We start from the raw sequence: 17,864 nt of genomic DNA, 5'->3' as shown, positions 1-17,864 counted from the left end.
AAGCGTAAAATACCACGTTGCAGTAGCCGCTGAGTTAACAGACAACTTGCGAGGCGGGGTACAAATTTCGCTAAAGCGTCGCAAGCTTTATTGGTTTTGCGACAATGTTATTTCAAACCAAAGTCAGGAGCTTGCGATGTCCAACGATTTCCTTTTCACCTCTGAATCCGTCTCTGAAGGCCACCCGGACAAGGTAGCCGACCAGATTTCCGACGCGATTCTGGATGCCATCCTCAGCCAGGACCCACGCGCCCGCGTTGCCGCGGAAACGCTGTGCAATACCGGCCTGGTTGTGCTGGCCGGTGAAATCACCACCCACGCCAACGTGGATTATATTCAAGTAGCCCGCGATACCATCAAGCGCATCGGCTACGACAACACCGAATACGGTATCGACTACAAGGGCTGCGCCGTGCTGGTTGCTTACGACAAGCAATCGCCGGACATCGCCCAGGGCGTCGACGAAGGTGCCGGCATCGACCTGGACCAGGGCGCCGGCGACCAGGGCCTGATGTTCGGCTACGCCTGCGATGAAACCCCGGAACTGATGCCAGCGCCGATCTACTACGCGCACCGCCTGGTCGAGCGCCAGTCGCAGCTGCGCAAGGATGGCCGCCTGCCATGGCTGCGTCCGGACGCCAAGTCGCAAGTCACCCTGCGCTACGTCGATGGCCGCCCGGTGTCCGTGGATACCGTGGTGCTGTCGACCCAGCACGCGCCTGAACTGAGCCACTCGCAGATCGAAGAAGCGGTGATCGAAGAGATCATCAAGCCGGTGCTGCCAACCGGCTGGATCAAGGACACCAAGTTCCTGGTCAACCCGACCGGCCGTTTCGTCATCGGCGGCCCGCAGGGCGACTGCGGCCTGACCGGCCGCAAGATCATCGTCGACACCTACGGCGGCGCAGCCCCGCACGGCGGCGGCGCGTTCTCCGGCAAGGACCCGTCCAAGGTTGACCGTTCGGCGGCCTACGCTGCCCGCTATGTGGCCAAGAACGTGGTGGCCGCCGGCCTGGCGCGCCAGTGCCAGGTGCAGGTGTCGTACGCGATCGGCGTGGCACGCCCGATCAACATCACCGTGTATACCGAAGGCAGCGGCGTGATCTCCGACGAGAAGATCGCCCAGCTGGTGCAGGAACACTTCGACCTGCGCCCGAAAGGCATCGTGCAGATGCTGGACCTGCTGCGCCCGATCTACACCAAGACTGCGGCCTACGGCCACTTCGGCCGCGAAGAGCCGGAATTCAGCTGGGAACGTACCGACAAGGCAGCGATCCTGCGCGCAGCGGCCGGCTTGTAAGGCCAGCGTCGCGAGCAAAAAAAACCGGCCAGTGGCCGGTTTTTTTTATCCTGCATCAGGCCTTGCGGCGGCGCGCCAAGGCCAGGGCCGCCAGACCGATGGCGGTCAGCAGCGGGGTGGCAGGCAGCGGGACGTCGTTCGGTGGGGTGGCGCGGTCGACGCTGATTTGCAGCGCCTGGTAGCTTTGGGTGCCGCCACCGGCATAGTCGACGATGTACTTGCCGTCGTCGCGCACGAAGAAGCCTTGGCCGAAGTTGTTCTTGATGGCTGCCATGGTGGTCGGGTAGCCGGCGATGTTGTTCATCAGGAAGCTGTCGGTCGCCGAATTGAAATTCAGGTAGTGCCAAGCGGCGAAGTTGCCGGAGTTGATGAACGCCAGGTCGTAGCTCGAAGTCGTGGCGCCGTGGAAAGTCAGGTTGAATGCGCTCAGATCGGAATAGTCGATCAGCGTGCCATCCAGGCTGGAATCATAGGTAAACGAACCGGTCGCCACGTTCGTGAATGCGAACGAGACATTGATCGGCGAAGCCTGGGCAGCGATGGAAGCGCCCAGCAGGATGACGGAGGCCAACAGTTTTTTCATGTATTTCTCATTTAACAAGGTTGAACTGACTTCCTTGCTAAGCAAAATGCAGGCCATGTACGTAAGTTATTGAAGTTATTCAATTTTTGTTTCGTTCGAGAATTTGAGTGTAAATATTTTCGACAGTCAACTTTTGCTGCCGGAAATCGCTGTTGTGTGCTTGGGAACGTTTGAGTGATACAATCCCGGATCTCCGAGGAGCGCTGCGACCAGCAAGCCTGGCCAGGCTCGGAACATCAACACCGCGCTCACGTTACTTTTTTCAACACACTGAAAGGAGGGCGTGATGAACGCCGTACTCAAAAATTCCCAAGACTACATCATCGCTGACATCGGCCTGGCCGCCTGGGGCGAAAAAGAGATCAAGATCGCCGAAACGGAAATGCCGGGCCTGATGGCAATCCGCGAGGAATTCGCCGCTGCGCAGCCGCTGAAAGGCGCGCGCATCACCGGCTCGCTGCACATGACCATCCAGACCGCAGTGCTGATCCGCACCCTGGAAGCACTGGGCGCGCAAGTGCGCTGGGCGTCCTGCAATATCTACTCGACCCAGGACCATGCTGCCGCGGCTATCGCTGCCGTCGGCACCCCGGTGTTCGCAGTCAAGGGCGAAACCCTGGCCGACTACTGGGACTACACCCACCGCATCTTCGAATGGCCGGGTGAAGGCGTGTACTCCAACATGATCCTGGACGACGGCGGCGACGCAACCCTGCTGCTGCACCTGGGCGCCCGCGCCGAGAAAGACATCTCGGTGCTGAACAACCCCGGCTCGGAAGAAGAAATCTGCCTGTTCAACTCCATCAAGGCCCACCTGGCCAAGGATGCGACCTGGTACTCCAAGCGCCTGCCGGCAATCCTGGGCGTGACCGAAGAAACCACCACCGGCGTGCACCGCCTGTACCAGATGCACAAGGAAGGCAAACTGGCCTTCCCTGCCATCAACGTGAACGATTCCGTCACCAAGTCCAAGTTCGACAACCTGTACGGCTGCCGCGAATCGCTGGTGGACGGCATCAAGCGCGCCACCGACGTGATGGTAGCCGGTAAGGTCGCCGTCATCGCCGGCTACGGCGACGTGGGCAAGGGCTCGGCGCAAGCCATGCGCGCCCTGTCGGCGCAAGTGTGGGTAACCGAGATCGACCCGATCTGCGCCCTGCAGGCCGCCATGGAAGGCTACCGCGTGGTGACCATGGATTACGCCGCTGAACACGGCGACATCTTCGTCACCTGCACCGGCAACTACCACATCCTGACCGAACAGCACATGCTGAAGATGAAGGACCAGGCGATCGTCTGCAACATCGGCCACTTCGACAACGAGATCGACGTCGCCTCCCTGAAGAAGTACCAGTGGGAGAACATCAAGCCGCAGGTTGATCATGTGATCTTCCCGAATGGCAAGCGCATCATCCTGCTGGCCGAAGGCCGCCTGGTGAACCTGGGCTGCGGCACCGGCCACCCTTCGTACGTGATGTCGTCCTCGTTCGCCAACCAGACCATCGCCCAGATCGAACTGTTCGCCAACACCAAGGCTTACCCGGTCGGCGTGTACACCCTGCCTAAGCACCTCGATGAGAAGGTCGCGCGCCTGCAGCTGAAGAAGCTGAACGCGCAACTGACCACCCTGACCGAAGAGCAGGCAGCGTACATCAACGTCCAGGTTGAAGGCCCTTACAAGCCTGAACACTACCGCTACTAAGCAGTCCCTTGCCCTGCCGCCCATCGGCGGCAGGGCCGAAGTTTGCCAAGGTTTCTCATTATGCGTTTGGTCCTCACCTGGATAATCAATGCCGCCGCGCTGTTCGCGCTGCCTTACCTTATGCATTCCGTCAGTGTCACGAGCATTGGCGCCGCTTTGGTTGCTGCCCTCCTGCTTGGCCTGGTCAACACCCTGGTGCGCCCGCTGCTGCTGTTGCTGACATTGCCCGTCACGGTGCTGTCGCTCGGCCTGTTCATCTTCATCATCAACGGCTTCATGTTCTGGCTGGTGGCGAAAATGGTGGACGGCTTCCACGTGGACAGCTTCTGGTCAGCCATTGGTGGCGCGCTGCTGTACAGCGTGATCTCCTGGGCCTTGTCTACCCTTCTGTTGAAAGACAATGATGGCTAACCATAATTTCAGTATCGAGTTCTTCCCGCCCAAGACGGCGGAAGGGACGGAAAAGCTGCGCCTGGTGCGCGCCAAACTGTCCGAGCTGCATCCAAAATATTTTTCCGTGACCTTCGGCGCCGGCGGTTCGACCCAGCAGGGTACCCTGGACACCGTGCTCGAAATCATGGCGGCCGGCGAGGAAGCCGCGCCGCACCTGTCCTGCATCGGCGGCACGCGCGAATCGATCCGCGCCATCCTGCAGCAATACAAATCGCACGGCATCAAGCGCCTGGTGGCGCTGCGCGGCGACCTGCCTTCCGGTTACGGCATGTCCGGCGAGTTCCGCTACGCCAACGAGCTGGTGGAATTCGTGCGCGCGGAGACCGGCGACTGGTTCCATATCGAAGTGGCGGCCTATCCCGAGGTGCACCCGCAGGCGCGTTCGCCGCAGGACGATATGCAGGCCTTCGTGCGCAAGGTGAATGCCGGCGCCAATGCCGCCATCACCCAGTACTTCTACAACGCCGACGCCTATTTCCATTTCGTCGACGCGGCACAGAAGGCCGGGGTGAACGTGCCGATCGTGGCCGGCATCATGCCGATCACGAACTACACGCAGCTGATGCGCTTCTCGGATATGTGCGGCGCCGAGATCCCGCGCTGGGTGCGCCTGAAACTGGCGTCGTTCGGCGACGATTCGGCCTCGATCAAGTCGTTCGGCCTCGACGTGGTATCGGACCTGTGCCAACGCCTGCTGGCCGGCGGCGCGCCGGGCCTGCACTTCTATTCGATGAACCAGGCCGTCGCCACGACGGCCCTGTGGAACCGGCTGGTTTCAAACTCCGTCTGATCAACGGCCAGCGGTTTCGGCAAACGCGGGCCTGACCCTTGTGTCGGACCGGCGTTTGCCGGTTTTAGTCCTCGGTAATAATGCGGTCGAGCGCCACATCATGCTCATCCGACCCAAACTCCGCCACCAGGCAGCGATAGGCCACCCCCACGGTGGCCGGGCGCGGTTGGCGCGCCAGCGTGCGGTCGTAGAAACCGCCGCCATAGCCCAGGCGGTAGCCCTGCGGGTTATAGCCCAGGCAAGGAATCAGCAAGGCCGGCGGATATTCTTGCGCCAGGCGTAGCGTGGCCGGCACCGCCACCCCCATCGCATCCCTCACCATCGGCTCGCCGATGCTCCATGCGGTGAATGCCAGCGGCGCATTCTTCTCCAGCACCATCGGCAGCAGCAGCTTCACGCCCAGTTCCGCCAATTCCGCATAACAGGCTTGCAGGTTTGGCTCGTCGCGCAAGGGCCAGTAAACCCCCAGCGTGCCGACACCGGATGCACGCCACCAGTGCACCACTTTCGCACCAATTTCCCGGTCCCACTGCGCCCGCGTTTCCGGCGCCAGCGCGCGCCGTGCCGCCAGCATCAGCTTGCGCAATTCCGCCTTGCCCGATGCTGGCTGGCGCTCGGGGTTGCGTGGTATCCTAGTTGGGCTGGTCATATCGTGAATTACCTTGAGAGTCGTACATTGATTTCCACCTCGAAATGGATAGCCGGCGCACTGATGGTCGCAGCATGCGCCGCCGCGCCACTGGCCTTGGCGCAGGATAACGCAAGCGACAGCCGCAAGGAAGATGATGCCTTCCTGCTGCTGCGCGATTCGGTACGGCGCGACGACGCCGCCAAAGCCGAGTTTTACGCCGCCCGCCTGGCCGATTACTCGATTCCTTCCTACGTCGATTACTACCGACTGAAAGCGCGCTTCAAGGAAGCGGCCGATCCCGAAGTGCGCGCCTTCCTGAGCAAATACCAGGGCAGCGCCATCGCCGACCGCATGCGCAACGACTGGCTGCTGGAGCTGGGCCGCAAGCGCGAGTGGGCCACCTTCGATGAACAGTTCCCGCAGTTCGTGCTGCAGGACGACACCCAGGTCAAGTGCTACAACCTGTTGTCGCGCCTGTCCAAAGGCCAGAACGTGGCCGCCGATGCGCGCGTCCTGCTGGTGTATCCGCCGTACTACGGCGAAGGCTGCGGCGCGTTGATCGCAGCGTTGGCGCAGGCCGGCCAGTTCACCGAGGAAGACCTGTGGACGCAGGTGCGCCTGGCCGGCGAAACCAATGCCACCGGCCCGGCCAAGCGCGTCGTGATGCTGCTGAATGGTTCGGACAAGAAAATGGGCCAGGCGGTGGACTTGCCGACGCTGGCGCTGGCCAAAGGCGCCGGCAGCACGCGCGCCGACCACGAGACCTTCCTGGTAGCGCTGGGCCGCAGTGCCCGCACCAGCATGAACCTGGCGCGGATGGCGCTGGAAAAGAATTCGCCGCAGCTGACGCCGCAGGAACGCGCCATCGGCTGGGCCAACCTGGCGCTGGTCTCGTCCTATTCCTTCTCGCCCGACACGGCAGGCTACTGGGCCAAGTCGGCCGGGGCGCCTCTGTCCAGCGACCAGATGCAATGGAAGACCCGCATCGCCCTGCGTGAGCGCGACTGGAAAACGGTGAAGGCCACCATTGCCGCCATGCCGGCGCAATTGCGCAAGGATTCGGCCTGGATCTACTGGAACGCACGCGCCATCGCCGCCGAGGCCGGCAGCAATACGCCGGAAGTGCTGGCGGCCTACCGCAGCATTGCCGACCAATCGAGTTACTACGGCATCCTGGCCGGCGAAGAACTGGGCCAACTGGTGAGCATCCCGCCACCGGGTCCGGCGCCGACGGCGGCCGAAATGGCGGCCATCGCCACCAACCCCGGCCTGCAGCGCGCACTCAAGTTCTTTGAAATGCGGCTGCGCTTCGAAGGCACGCGCGAGTGGAACTGGGAGACGCGCCGCCTGAACGAGCGCGAACTGATCGCCGCCGCCGAATTCGCGCGCGCCAAGCATGTGCTGGATCGCATGGTGTACACCTCGGAAAAGACCCGCTTGCAGGCCGACTACACGCACCGTTATCCGGTGCCGCATGACGACATCATGCAGCCGACCACCAGCACCCTGGGCCTGGACCGCGCCTGGGTATATGGCCTGATCCGGCAGGAATCGCGTTTTGTGATGGATGCCCAATCCTCGGCCGGCGCTTCGGGCCTGATGCAGGTGATGCCCTCCACCGGACGCTGGGTGGCGCGCAAGATCGGTTTGACCGATTTCGTGCAGGGCATGCTGACCGACGTCAAGACCAACATCCTGCTGGGGGCGAATTACATGAACATGGTGCTGGGCAGCATGGACGGCTCGCAAGTGCTGGCCACCGCGGCCTATAACGCCGGGCCGGGCCGGCTGCGCTCCTGGCGCACGCAGTTGACCAAGCCGATGGACAGCACCATCTTCATCGAATCGATTCCCTTCACGGAAACGCGCGGCTACGTGAAAAACGTGATGGTCAACGCCACCTACTATGCGGCGCTGTTCGATGGCCGTCCGCAATCGCTGAAGGCGCGACTGGGCGGCACCGTCACGCCGAAGGGCTACACCGAGCAGGAACAACAGGAAGCTGCCTACGGCGGCCGTTAATACGAGAATAGAGGAACCATGCAGACCACAGAACTCGATCCGAAACTTGCCGAAACGCTCGCCGCGGCGCGTGAGCCGGGCCTGACCCTGATTATCGGCAACAAGAATTATTCCTCGTGGTCGATGCGCCCGTGGGTTGCGATGAAAGCCTTCAATATCCCGTTCACCGAGGTACGCGTGCTGCTCGACCAGCCCGACACCTCCAACAATATCGCCAAGTACAGCGCCAGTGGCCGGGTGCCGGTGCTGCTGGCTGGCGAGCTGGCGATCTGGGACAGCCTGGCGATCTGCGAATACCTGGCCGAGCAGTTCCCCGACAAGCCAATGTGGCCGCGCGATGTGGCGGCGCGCGCCCTGGCGCGCTCGGTCTGCGCCGAAATGCACAGCTCTTTCGGCAGCCTGCGCAGCACCATGTCGATGAATATCAAGGGCAGCTATCCTGGCAAAGGCCGCACCCCGGCAACCCAGGCCGATATCGGCCGTATCAGCGAAATGTGGGAAGAGTGCCTGAGCCGCTTCGGCCATAATGAATTCCTGTTCGGCGAGTTCTCGATTGCCGACGCCTTCTTCGCGCCCGTGGTGTGCCGCTTCAAGACCTACGGCGTGGTGCTGCCGCCGGCGCTGGCCGCCTACTGCGAGCGGATGCGCAGCCACCCCGCAGTCGACGCCTGGATTGCCGGTGCGCTGGCTGAAACAGAAGCCGCGCCACTGCACGACGCGGAGATGCCGGACGATTGATGGTGATGAAGACTTACGTGGTCGGTGGCGCGGTGCGCGATGAATTGCTGGGGTTGCCGGTCAAGGACCATGACCATGTGGTGGTAGGCGCGACGCCGGAAGAAATGGTGAGCGCCGGCTTCCGCCCGGTCGGCAAGGATTTCCCGGTGTTCCTGCACCCGCAAACGCAGGAAGAATATGCGCTGGCGCGCACCGAGCGCAAAACGGCGCCCGGCTACAAGGGCTTCGTGTTCCACACCTCCAGCGACGTCACGCTGGAAGAGGACCTGGTGCGAAGAGACCTTACCATCAACGCCATCGCGCGCGGCGACGATGGCGTGCTGGTCGACCCCTACAACGGCCAGCAGGACATCAAGGACCGCATGTTCCGCCACGTGTCGGACGCGTTCGCCGAAGACCCGGTGCGCATCCTGCGCCTGGCGCGCTTTGCCGCGCGCTATCCGGAGTTTCGCGTGGCGCCCGAAACCAACGCGCTGATGAAGCGCATGGTGGACGAAGGCGAGGTCGATGCGCTGGTGCCCGAGCGCGTATGGCAGGAAATTGCGCGCGGACTCATGGAACAGCAGCCTTCGCGCATGCTGGAAGCGCTGCGCGACTGCGGCGCCCTGTCTCATATCATTCCCGAGGTTGGCGACGGCCACGCGGTGGCGCCGGTGATCGACCGTGCCGCCGCCGCGGACCTTGAGCTGCCGGTGCGCTTTGCCGCGCTGACGCTGGCGCTCGCGGTGCCGCAGGTCGAGCAGGCCAGCAAGCGGCTGAAGGTACCGACCGAATGCCGCGACCTGGCGCTGATGACGGCGCGCGACCGCGGCAGCGTGGAGCAGGCGCTGCAACTGGACGCCGCCGCGCTGGTCGGCCTGTTCGAGCGCTGCGACGGTTTCCGTAAGCCGGCCCGCTTCGTGCAAATGGTGGCGGCTGTGGAATGTGCCGGCAGCACAGCGCCTGCCCAGCGCGAATTGCTGGCCAGGGCGCTCGACGCCGCGCGCGCAGTCAACGCGGGTGAAATCGCGCAAGGCTCCGCGGGCCAACCGCACATGATTCCCGAGCTGGTGCGTGCGGCGCGCGTGCAAGCGGTGCGGGAGACGATCGCCGCGCAGGAGAACCCCGATGACCAGCCTTAATTTTTTCCGCAATCCCCTGCGCGGCCTGTTCGGCGGCAAGGACCGGCCGACCGTGCCGGTCAAGGAATTGCGCGAACGCGACCGCCGCCGCATACTCAAGCACTTCCTTACGCTGGAGCGTCACGACCGCCTGCTGCGCTTTGGCTCCCCGGTTAATGACGAACAGATCACGCGCTACGTGGGCGGCATCGATTTCGACCGCGACATGGTGTTCGGCGTCTACAACCGCGTCTTCAAGCTGGTGGCTGTCGGCCACCTGGCCTTTGCCGACCGCGATGCGGACAAGCACAAGGCCACCGAAAAGGACCAGGTGGCGGAATTCGGCGTGTCGGTCTCCAAGTCCGCGCGTGGCCTCGGCATCGGCTCCAAGCTGTTCGAACGCGCCAATATCGCCTGCCGCAACAACGACGTCGATACCCTGTACATGCACTGCCTGTCGTCCAATGCCACGATGATCCACATCGCCAAAAAGGCTGGCATGAAAATCCACCGCGACTACGGCGAAGCCGACGCCTACCTGAAACTCGGCCCTGCGGACCCGGTCAGCGTGTTGCAGGAAGCAATGGAAGAGCAGCTGGCATCGTTCGATTACGCCCTGAAAGCCAACGTCCGGGCCGCCACCAAGCTGTTCGACAGGATCCCTGGAGTAAAATCGGACGAAAAGTAGAGGAGGCTTTCATGCCGTTCGCCCTGCGCAGCATTGCTTTAGCCTTGACCATGGCCGCACCGCTGGCGCAGGCGGCGGGCGCGCCATTGAAATTCTGCTACGAAGACATCCCGCAGGCGCCATGGACCATGCCGGACGGTAGCGGCCTGAATATCGAATTGCTGAAACGCGCTGCCAGGATCACCGGTGACCAGATCAATTTTGTGCCCCGCCCGTGGAAGCGCTGTGAAGAGGAAACCCGCACCGGCGTGATCGACGCCATGGTGGGTCCTTCCGACAACCCGCGCCGGCGCACCTACAGCCGGCCGCCGACCAAGGCCGATGGCACCCAGGACCCGGAGCGCGCCATGTACCGCGACCATGTCGACCTGTACCTGCGTGTCGACAGCGGCGCAAGCTGGGACGGCAAGACCCTGGTCAACCCGCGCAAGCTGGTGGTGGCGCAGCGCGGCTACTACATCGTGGACATGCTGCAGGCGCGCGGCCAGACCGTGATCGACACGCCCAAGACGGCGGAAGAGGGCTTGCGCCTGCTGGCGGCCGGCAGTGCCGACGTCGCCGTGCTGATGGGGCGCGATGCGGAAAACCTGCTGAAGGAAGATCCGCGCTTCCAGGGCCGCGTGGTGTTGGCCAGGCAGCCCTTCGCCACTTTCGATTTCCACCTGATGGTGGGCCGCAAGGCCTACGACAAGGAGCCAAAGCGTTTCGAGGCGCTCTGGACCGCGATTGCCAGGGTACGCGCTACGGCGGACTACCAGCGCCTGGAACAATCGCTGGTTCGCCTCCACGAACACGATTGAGCGCGGCGCGCATACTGTAGGCGAAAGCCAGCCCGCTCACATACATCAACACCCCGTACAGTGCGCCCGGCAGGGCGAATGCGTCCTGTTTCAGCACGCTGCTGCCGATCACCATCGCCAAGGTGCCGTTCTGGATCGCCGTCTCGATACCGAGCGTGACCGATTGCTGGCGCGAGAGCCGGGCCAGCCAGGCCACGCCGAAGCCGCAGGCCAGCATGGTCACGTTCAGTGCCATTGCGAACGGGGCAAGGGTATGGAAGTTGTCGCGCAAGAGCACCCAGTTCTTCGCCACCGCAGCGATCACGATCAGGATGAACAGGACGGACGCGATCTTGGTGCAGCTGCCCTCGATGCGCTGGCCCAGGGCCGGTTTCAGGTGACGCAGCGACATGCCGATGGCAACCGGCAGGCCGAGCATCAGCACCATCTGCTTCATCATTGCGCCGACCGGCGCCTCCACCTTCTGGCCGCTGCCGGCAAAGTATTCCAGCGCGAAGGAGACGATCAGCGGCAGCGTGAAAATGGTCAGCACGCTGGCCACGGCGGTAAAACTCAAGGCCAGCGCGACGTCGCCGCGTGCGATGTAAGTGAGCAGGTTGGAAGTGGTGCCGGTAGGGCAGGCCGCCAGGATCATGAAGCCCACCGCGAAGGCGCCGCCGATGCCTGCCACCTGCAGCATGCCGAAGCAAGCCAGCGGCAGCAGGACGAAGTGGCACAGCACACCCACCAGCAGCGCGCGCGGCTGCTGCACGATGCGGCCAAAGTCGGCGGGCGTCAGGCCCAGCCCAAGGGAAAACATGATGAAGGCAAGTGCGATGGGCAGCAGCACGGTTGAGACGATGTCTCCTTGCATGGCGGGGTCTCCTTTTTGCCCGCGTATGGCGAGCTTGTCATTGTCTTAATATTGACACGACCCGGGCGGCGCCGGCAACTACCGCGTAAGCAAGACGAAGGCGAGTAAGGCGATGATGCCTGCACCCAGGACGGCCAGCACGTTCACGCTCCACTTGACTAGGCCATGCCGCTGTTTCCTGAGCCAAATGGCGCCTGCGACAGCGCCGGCGACCAGCGCCAGAACCTGGCCTGCTACGATCACAAGCAGCATGGCCGCACCGAAGGCGGCGCCGGCATAGCCTGACGGCGCAGGTCCGAATGTGAGGCTGATCGTCAGGAGCAGTATCGGCAGGGCGAGCATGGCGGCTGCCAGTCCGCCTTTGGCCGCTGCCAACCACAGGGGCGCTTTGGCTTCGTTCTGCATCGATCAGACCAGCGGCAGGGCGGTGGTGTCTTTGATGCGCTGCAGGGCGAAGGAAGATTTAACGTCCAGCACGGCCGGATGACGCAACAGGGTCGCCATCATGAAGCGTGAGAAGTGGTCCATGTCTTCCACATGCACGCGCAGCAGGTAATCCATTTCGCCGGTCATGGCGTAGCAGGCCACCACTTCCGGCCATTGTTCGACCGCCACCGCGAAGTCGGCGCGCGGCGAAGTGCCGGTCGGGTTCACGCCCAGGGCACGGGCGTTGCTGTGGGCGGCCGCATCGCTGTGCTTCTCAAGGCGCACATTGACGTAGGCCAGCAGGCCCAGGCCGATCTTGTCCGGGTCCAGCAGCGCCACGTACTGGCGGATCACGCCTTCCTCTTCCAGGCGCTTGATGCGGCGCAGGCAGGGGGAAGGAGAGAGGTTGACTTGCTCTGCAACATCCTGGTTGGACAGCCGGCCATCCGTCTGCAAAATGGACAATATCTTGCGATCCGTTTTATCCAGCGCAATCTTGGTCATAAATTCCTCGTTCGATCGGGGTTCTCGCAATATTATTGCTCAATCCAATCGTTGTTGGGAAATGTTTGCAATTAAATGTCGCATGCAGGGGACTATACTGTGCGCAATTCTAATAGGGAGACGCAGCATGAAATTCACCCCCTGGGACAACCCCATGCGCACCGACGGATTCGAGTTCGTCGAGTTCGCCGCACCCGATCCAAAAGCGCTGGGCAAGCTGTTCGAAAACATGGGCTTCACCGCTATCGCCCGTCACCGCCACAAGGACGTGACCCTGTACCGCCAGGGCGATATCAACTTCATCATCAACGCCGAGCAGGATTCCTTCGCCCAGCGCTTCGCCCGCCAGCACGGTCCATCCGTATGCGCCATCGCGATCCGCGTCGACGATGCTGCCTTCGCGTACCAGCGCGCGCTGGAACTGGGCGCGTGGGGTTTTGACAACAAAACCGGTCCGATGGAGCTGAATATCCCCGCCATCAAGGGCGTGGGCGACTCCCTGCTGTACTTGGTCGACCGCTGGCGCGGCAAGAATTCGGCTGACGGCAAGCCGACCGGCGCCATTGGCGACATCTCGATTTACGACGCGGACTTCGTGGCCATCCCGGGCGCCGAAGCCAACCCGGTCGGCAATGGCCTGACCTATATCGACCACCTGACCCACAATGTGCACCGCGGCCGCATGAAGGAATGGGCCGACTTCTACGAGCGCCTGTTCAACTTCCGCGAAGTGCGCTACTTCGACATCGAAGGCAAGCTGACCGGCCTGAAATCGAAGGCCATTGACTTCGCCTTGCGGCAAGATCCGCATCCCGATCAACGAATCGTCGGACGACAAGTCGCAGATCGCCGAGTACCTGAACGAATACCACGGCGAAGGCATCCAGCACATCGCGCTGGGCACCGACGGCATCTACGATTCCGTGCAAGGCCTGCGCAACCAGGGCATCGTGTTCCAGGACACGATCGAGACCTACTATGAACTGGTCAACCGCCGCCTGCCTAACCACGGCGAGAACGTGGAAGAACTGCGCCGCCTGCGCATCCTGGTCGACGGCCATTCGAGCGCGGATTCCAACGAGCGCGAACTGCTGCTGCAGATCTTCACCCAGAACGTGATTGGCCCGATCTTCTTCGAGATCATCCAGCGCAAGGGCGACCAGGGCTTCGGCGAAGGCAACTTCCGCGCGCTGTTCGAATCGATTGAGCTGGACCAGATCCGCCGCGGCGTGCTGGACGATCCAGGCAAGACCGCAGCCCTAAAACAGACACACCGGCAGCCCCGCAAATAAGAACAGGGCGCCGTTCTAATTTCGAAGAAGTTTTTGGAGACACACCTGATGAACGCACCCGTCAAGAGCGGCGAGCTATCGCCTGCGCACGACATTACCCTCGACGACAAGTGGACCCTTGAGCGCGGCCGCGCCTTCATGACCGGCACGCAAGCCCTGATCCGCCTGCCGATGCTGCAACGTGAACGCGACCTGAAAGCCGGCCTGAATACCGCCGGCTACATCACCGGCTATCGCGGTTCGCCAGTCACCTCGGTCGACCAGACCGCGATTGAAGGCCAAGAAGCACCTCGACGCGCACCACGTCAAGTTCCACCCCGGCATGAACGAAGACCTGGCGGCGACCGCCGTCGGTGGGGCACCCAGCAGACCAACCTGTTTGAAGACGCCAAGTATGACGGCCGTGTTCTCCATGTGGTACGGCAAGGGCCCGGGCGTCGACCGCTGCGGCGACGTGTTCAAGCACGCCAACAACGCCGGCTCTTCCAAGCACGGCGGCGTGCTGGTGCTGGCAGGCGACGACCACGCTGCCAAATCGTCCTCCACCGCCCACCAGTCGGACCACATCCTGAATGCCTGCGGCATTCCGGTGCTGTATCCAGCGTCGGTGCAGGAATACATCGACTACGGCCTGCATGCCTGGGCCATGAGCCGCTACACCGGCCTGTGGGTGTTCGATGAAGTGCGTGACCGACATCATCGAGTCGGGCGCCGTGGTCGATTTCGACCCTGACCGCGTTCAGATCCAGATGCCGGACGACTTCGAGCTGCCGGCGGGCGGCCTGAATATCCGCTGGCCGGACAACCGTGCTGGACATGGAAGTCCGCATGAACAGCTACAAGTGGTACGCGGCGCTGGCCTACTGCCGCGCCAATAAGCTGAACAAGATCATCTGGGATGCGCCGAAGCCGAAGATCGGCATCATCACAGCCGGCAAGTCCTACCTGGACACCCGCCAGGCGCTGGCCGACCTGGGCATCGACGAGCAGGCCGCTGCCGATATCGGCATCCGCCTGTACAAGATCGGCATGACCTGGCCGCTGGAAGCGGACGGCGTGCACGAATTCGCCAAGGGCCTGGACGAAATCCTGGTGGTGGAAGAAAAGCGCCAGATCCTGGAATACGCGCTGAAGGAAGAACTGTACAACCTGCCGGACGGCGAACGTCCACGCGTGGTCGGCAAGTTCGACGACACCGGCGAGTGGAGCAACAAGGGCAAGACCGGCCACGGCGACTGGCTGCTGCCGGCGACCTATGAGCTGAATCCGGCCCAGATCGCACGCGCCATCGCTTCGCGCATCGAGCACTATTGCAAGGACCATCCGGTTGCCGCGCGCGTGAAAGAGCGTATCGCCTTCCTGGAAGCCAAGGAGGCGGCGCTGAAAAACCTGCCGGCCAAGGCCAATCCCGAGACCGACCGCATTCCTTACTTCTGCTCCGGCTGCCCGCACAACTCTTCGACCAAGGTGCCGGAAGGTTCGCGCGCCATGGCCGGTATCGGTTGCCACTACATGGTGCTGTGGATGGACCGCGAGACGTCCACCTTCACCCATATGGGGCGCGGAAGGCGTGACCTGGGTCGGCCAGGCGCCGTTCACCAATGAGAAGCACGTCTTCACCAACCTGGGCGACGGCACCTACTTCCACTCCGGCATCCTGGCGATCCGCGCCGCCGTGGCGGCGAAGGTGAACATCACTTACAAGATCCTGTACAACGACGCCGTGGCAATGACCGGCGGCCAGAACGTGGACGGCCCGCTCGATCCAGGCATGATCTCGCGCCAGATCGCGGCGGAAGGCGTGACCCCGATCATCGTGGTCACCGACGAACCTGAAAAATATCCGGACGATTACAACTGGGCGCCGGGCGTCACCGTGCGCCACCGCTCCGAGCTGATGGACGTGCAGAAGGAACTGCGCGACAAGCCGGGCGTATCGGCCATGATCTACGACCAGACCTGCGCCTCGGAAAAGCGCCGCCGCCGCAAAAAAGGCGAATTCCCTGACCGCGGCCAAGCGCGCCGTGATCAACGAAGCCGTCTGCGAAGGCTGCGGCGACTGCTCCGTGCAGTCCAACTGCCTGTCCGTCGAACCGCTGGAAACTGAACTGGGCCGCAAGCGCCAGATCAACCAGTCCAGCTGCAACAAGGACTTCTCCTGCGTAAACGGCTTCTGCCCGTCCTTCGTGACGGTGGAAGGCGGCGGCCTGAAAAAGCCGAAGAAAGCTGCAGCAGCGGGTGGCGGCGAAGTGCCGGCCCTGCCATCGCCGGTCCTGCCTTCGACCGCCAACCCATACGGCATCCTGATCACCGGTATCGGCGGCACCGGCGTGGTGACCGTGGGCCAGATCCTGGCCGTGGCGGCCCACACGTTGAAGGCAAGGGCGCCATCGTGCTGGACATGTCCGGCCTGGCCCAGAAGGGCGGTCCGGTGATGTCGCACGTGCGCCTGGCCGACAAGCAGGCCGACCTGCACTCGACCCGCGTTGGTACCGGCAGCGCCAACCTGGTGATCGGTTGCGGACCAGATCGTGACCGCATCGAAAGACGCGCTGTCGCGCATGGGCGAAGGCCGCACTTCACGCTGCCATCAATTCGACCGGCGCCACCACCGCAGCCTTCGTGAAGAACCCTGACTGGCAATTCCCAGGCACCTCTTCGCAGGCCGAGATCAAGCGCGCCTGCGGCGAAGCCAATGTGGACTTCGTCGACGCCGGAAAGATCGCGACCGCGCTGATGGGCGACTCGATTGCCACCAATATGTTCAATGCTGGGGCTACTCCTTCCAGAAAGGCCATGTGCCGCTGTCGGAAGAAGCGCTGATGAAGGCGATTGAACTGAACGGCGTGCAGGTTGGCTTCAACAAGTCGGCCTTCAACTGGGGCCGCTACTGCGCGCACGACACCGCCGCCGTGGCCAAGCTGGCCACCCCGGCAACCGTGATCGAATTCAAGCGCACCCAAACGCTGGAAGAAATCATCGCCAAGCGCGTGGAACTGCTGACCGCCTACCAGGACGCCGCATACGCAAAGCAGTACAGCGATTTCGTGGCGCAGGTGCAGGCAGCGGAAGGCGCCCTGGGTTCGAAGAAGCTGACCGAAGCCGTTGCGCGTTACTTCTACAAGCTGATGGCCTACAAGGACGAGTACGAAGTGGCACGCCTGCACAGCGACCCGGCCTTCCGCGCCAAGATCGAAGGCATGTTCGAAGGCGACTACAAGGTGAAGTTCCACCTGGCGCCGCCGCTGTTGGCGAAGAAGAAGGACAAGGAAGGCCACCTGGTCAAGCAGGAATTCGGTCCATGGATGCTGAAAGCCTTCGGCGTGCTGGCCAAGTTCAAGGGGCTGCGCGGCTCCGCCCTCGGACGTCTTCGGCTACACCGCGGAGCGCAAGATGGAACGCGCCCTGATCGGCGAATACCGCAACACCGTGTCCGCCCTCCTGGCCAAGCTGACTGCCGACAACCTGGCAACCGCCGTGGCGATCGCGCGCATTCCTGAAGACATCCGCGGCTACGGCCACGTCAAGGAGCGCCACCTGAAGGCGGCCAAGCAGAAGGAAGCATCGCTGCTGGCGGAATTCAGCAAGCCGGCAGTCGCAACGCACGCTGCCTGATATTTGGCGGACGCATAAAGGCCGGGGCTAGTCCCCGGCTTTTTTCATAAGCATCTGCAAAATCATTCGTTCAGTAATAAAGACGGACTTGTTAAGGTGGCGCCTCTTCACAAGAGGACCACTTCAATGCAGACAAAATTCAAATTGAAACCGCTGGCGGCAGGAGCTTTCGTTTTGCTGGCTGGCGTCGCACAGGCCCAGGATGCTGTATCTCCGGCGGCTGTCGTGATCACCGGCTCGCGTATCCCACGCGCCAGCCTGGAAGGACCGTCGGCAGTGACGGTCCTCACCGGCGAAGACATCACCAAGCAAGGCTACAAGAACGTCTTCGACGCCGCTGACCAACCAGTCGCAGAACAGCGGCTTC

At 62.7% G+C, this 17,864-nt stretch carries 15 protein-coding genes, 2 pseudogenes and 1 riboswitch; of the genes and pseudogenes, 12 read left to right on the top strand and 5 right to left on the bottom strand.

Going from position 1 to position 17,864, the window contains the following annotated elements; all coding sequences use genetic code 11:
• Nucleotides 1-136 precede the first annotated feature (136 nt).
• Nucleotides 137-1,300: a methionine adenosyltransferase gene (gene metK / locus ACQ4MM_RS01445; RefSeq protein WP_431475690.1), complete on the top strand. Its 1,164-nt coding sequence runs from the start codon at nucleotides 137-139 to the stop codon at nucleotides 1,298-1,300.
• A gap of 55 nt (nucleotides 1,301-1,355) precedes the next feature.
• Here metK and ACQ4MM_RS01440 read toward each other — a convergent pair whose 3' ends face one another.
• Nucleotides 1,356-1,883 (bottom strand): hypothetical protein, encoded by a 528-nt coding sequence (locus tag ACQ4MM_RS01440; RefSeq protein WP_431475689.1) that lies wholly within the window; start codon nucleotides 1,881-1,883, stop codon nucleotides 1,356-1,358.
• A 191-nt stretch (nucleotides 1,884-2,074) separates the two neighbouring features.
• A riboswitch (S-adenosyl-L-homocysteine riboswitch) is annotated at nucleotides 2,075-2,138 on the top strand.
• 31 nt (nucleotides 2,139-2,169) lie between these two features.
• Here ACQ4MM_RS01440 and ahcY point away from each other — a divergent pair.
• Genes ahcY through metF form a run of 3 tightly spaced genes read left to right on the top strand, consistent with a single transcriptional unit; the run spans nucleotide 2,170 to nucleotide 4,828 of the window.
• Nucleotides 2,170-3,585, top strand: a complete 1,416-nt coding sequence (ahcY, locus tag ACQ4MM_RS01435) for an adenosylhomocysteinase (protein WP_431475688.1) — start codon at nucleotides 2,170-2,172, stop codon at nucleotides 3,583-3,585.
• 60 nt (nucleotides 3,586-3,645) lie between these two features.
• On the top strand, nucleotides 3,646-3,996 hold the full coding sequence (locus tag ACQ4MM_RS01430) for a phage holin family protein (RefSeq protein ID WP_431475687.1): 351 nt from the start codon (nucleotides 3,646-3,648) through the stop codon (nucleotides 3,994-3,996).
• Nucleotides 3,989-4,828, top strand: coding sequence for a methylenetetrahydrofolate reductase [NAD(P)H] (gene metF, locus ACQ4MM_RS01425; protein WP_431475990.1), 840 nt, complete (start codon nucleotides 3,989-3,991; stop codon nucleotides 4,826-4,828). Before ACQ4MM_RS01430 ends, metF begins: the two co-directional genes overlap by 8 nt.
• 64 nt (nucleotides 4,829-4,892) lie before the next feature.
• Here the strand turns inward: metF and ACQ4MM_RS01420 are convergent, their stop codons facing one another.
• Nucleotides 4,893-5,477, bottom strand: a complete 585-nt coding sequence (locus ACQ4MM_RS01420; RefSeq protein ID WP_431475686.1) for a 5-formyltetrahydrofolate cyclo-ligase — start codon at nucleotides 5,475-5,477, stop codon at nucleotides 4,893-4,895.
• A 63-nt stretch (nucleotides 5,478-5,540) separates the two neighbouring features.
• Between ACQ4MM_RS01420 and ACQ4MM_RS01415 the strand changes: the two genes are divergently transcribed.
• Genes ACQ4MM_RS01415 through ACQ4MM_RS01395 form a run of 5 tightly spaced genes read left to right on the top strand, consistent with a single transcriptional unit; the run spans nucleotide 5,541 to nucleotide 10,807 of the window.
• A complete protein-coding gene (locus ACQ4MM_RS01415) occupies nucleotides 5,541-7,481 on the top strand; it encodes a transglycosylase SLT domain-containing protein (protein WP_431475685.1) in 1,941 nt (646 codons plus the stop codon).
• A gap of 18 nt (nucleotides 7,482-7,499) precedes the next feature.
• Nucleotides 7,500-8,219 (top strand): glutathione S-transferase family protein, encoded by a 720-nt coding sequence (locus tag ACQ4MM_RS01410; protein WP_431475684.1) that lies wholly within the window; start codon nucleotides 7,500-7,502, stop codon nucleotides 8,217-8,219.
• Between the two features lie 5 nt (nucleotides 8,220-8,224).
• The gene (locus ACQ4MM_RS01405) at nucleotides 8,225-9,340 is read left to right on the top strand and encodes a multifunctional CCA tRNA nucleotidyl transferase/2'3'-cyclic phosphodiesterase/2'nucleotidase/phosphatase (protein WP_431475683.1); all 1,116 of its coding nucleotides are present in this window, start codon (nucleotides 8,225-8,227) and stop codon (nucleotides 9,338-9,340) included.
• A complete protein-coding gene (locus ACQ4MM_RS01400) occupies nucleotides 9,327-10,007 on the top strand; it encodes a GNAT family N-acetyltransferase (protein ID WP_431475682.1) in 681 nt (226 codons plus the stop codon). Before ACQ4MM_RS01405 ends, ACQ4MM_RS01400 begins: the two co-directional genes overlap by 14 nt.
• 11 nt (nucleotides 10,008-10,018) lie before the next feature.
• The gene (locus tag ACQ4MM_RS01395) at nucleotides 10,019-10,807 is read left to right on the top strand and encodes a substrate-binding periplasmic protein (RefSeq protein ID WP_431475681.1); all 789 of its coding nucleotides are present in this window, start codon (nucleotides 10,019-10,021) and stop codon (nucleotides 10,805-10,807) included.
• Here ACQ4MM_RS01395 and ACQ4MM_RS01390 read toward each other — a convergent pair.
• From ACQ4MM_RS01390 to ACQ4MM_RS01380, 3 genes are all read right to left on the bottom strand, one after another.
• The gene (locus ACQ4MM_RS01390) at nucleotides 10,749-11,660 is read right to left on the bottom strand and encodes a bile acid:sodium symporter family protein (protein WP_431475680.1); all 912 of its coding nucleotides are present in this window, start codon (nucleotides 11,658-11,660) and stop codon (nucleotides 10,749-10,751) included. The genes ACQ4MM_RS01395 and ACQ4MM_RS01390 overlap by 59 nt on opposite strands.
• 78 nt (nucleotides 11,661-11,738) lie before the next feature.
• Nucleotides 11,739-12,065, bottom strand: coding sequence for a hypothetical protein (locus ACQ4MM_RS01385; protein WP_431475679.1), 327 nt, complete (start codon nucleotides 12,063-12,065; stop codon nucleotides 11,739-11,741).
• Nucleotides 12,066-12,068: 3 nt separating this feature from the next.
• Complete coding sequence (locus ACQ4MM_RS01380) at nucleotides 12,069-12,590, bottom strand: Lrp/AsnC family transcriptional regulator (protein ID WP_028103119.1); 522 nt, start codon at nucleotides 12,588-12,590, stop codon at nucleotides 12,069-12,071.
• Between the two features lie 127 nt (nucleotides 12,591-12,717).
• On the opposite strand from ACQ4MM_RS01380, the pseudogene hppD reads away from it, so the two are divergent.
• The 3 genes and pseudogenes from hppD to ACQ4MM_RS01365 form a co-directional block, all read left to right on the top strand.
• Nucleotides 12,718-13,882, top strand: a pseudogene (gene hppD, locus ACQ4MM_RS01375) (4-hydroxyphenylpyruvate dioxygenase).
• Nucleotides 13,883-13,930: 48 nt separating this feature from the next.
• A pseudogene (locus ACQ4MM_RS01370) lies at nucleotides 13,931-17,497 on the top strand (indolepyruvate ferredoxin oxidoreductase family protein).
• 126 nt (nucleotides 17,498-17,623) lie between these two features.
• On the top strand, nucleotides 17,624-17,864 hold a 241-nt coding region (locus ACQ4MM_RS01365), incomplete at its 3' end, for a hypothetical protein (RefSeq protein ID WP_431475678.1).

It is taken from the genome of Massilia eburnea (assembly GCF_050709955.1).
Lineage (GTDB): Bacteria > Pseudomonadota > Gammaproteobacteria > Burkholderiales > Burkholderiaceae_D > Rugamonas > Rugamonas eburnea_A.
This window is presented reverse-complemented; position numbering and strand designations above follow the sequence as displayed.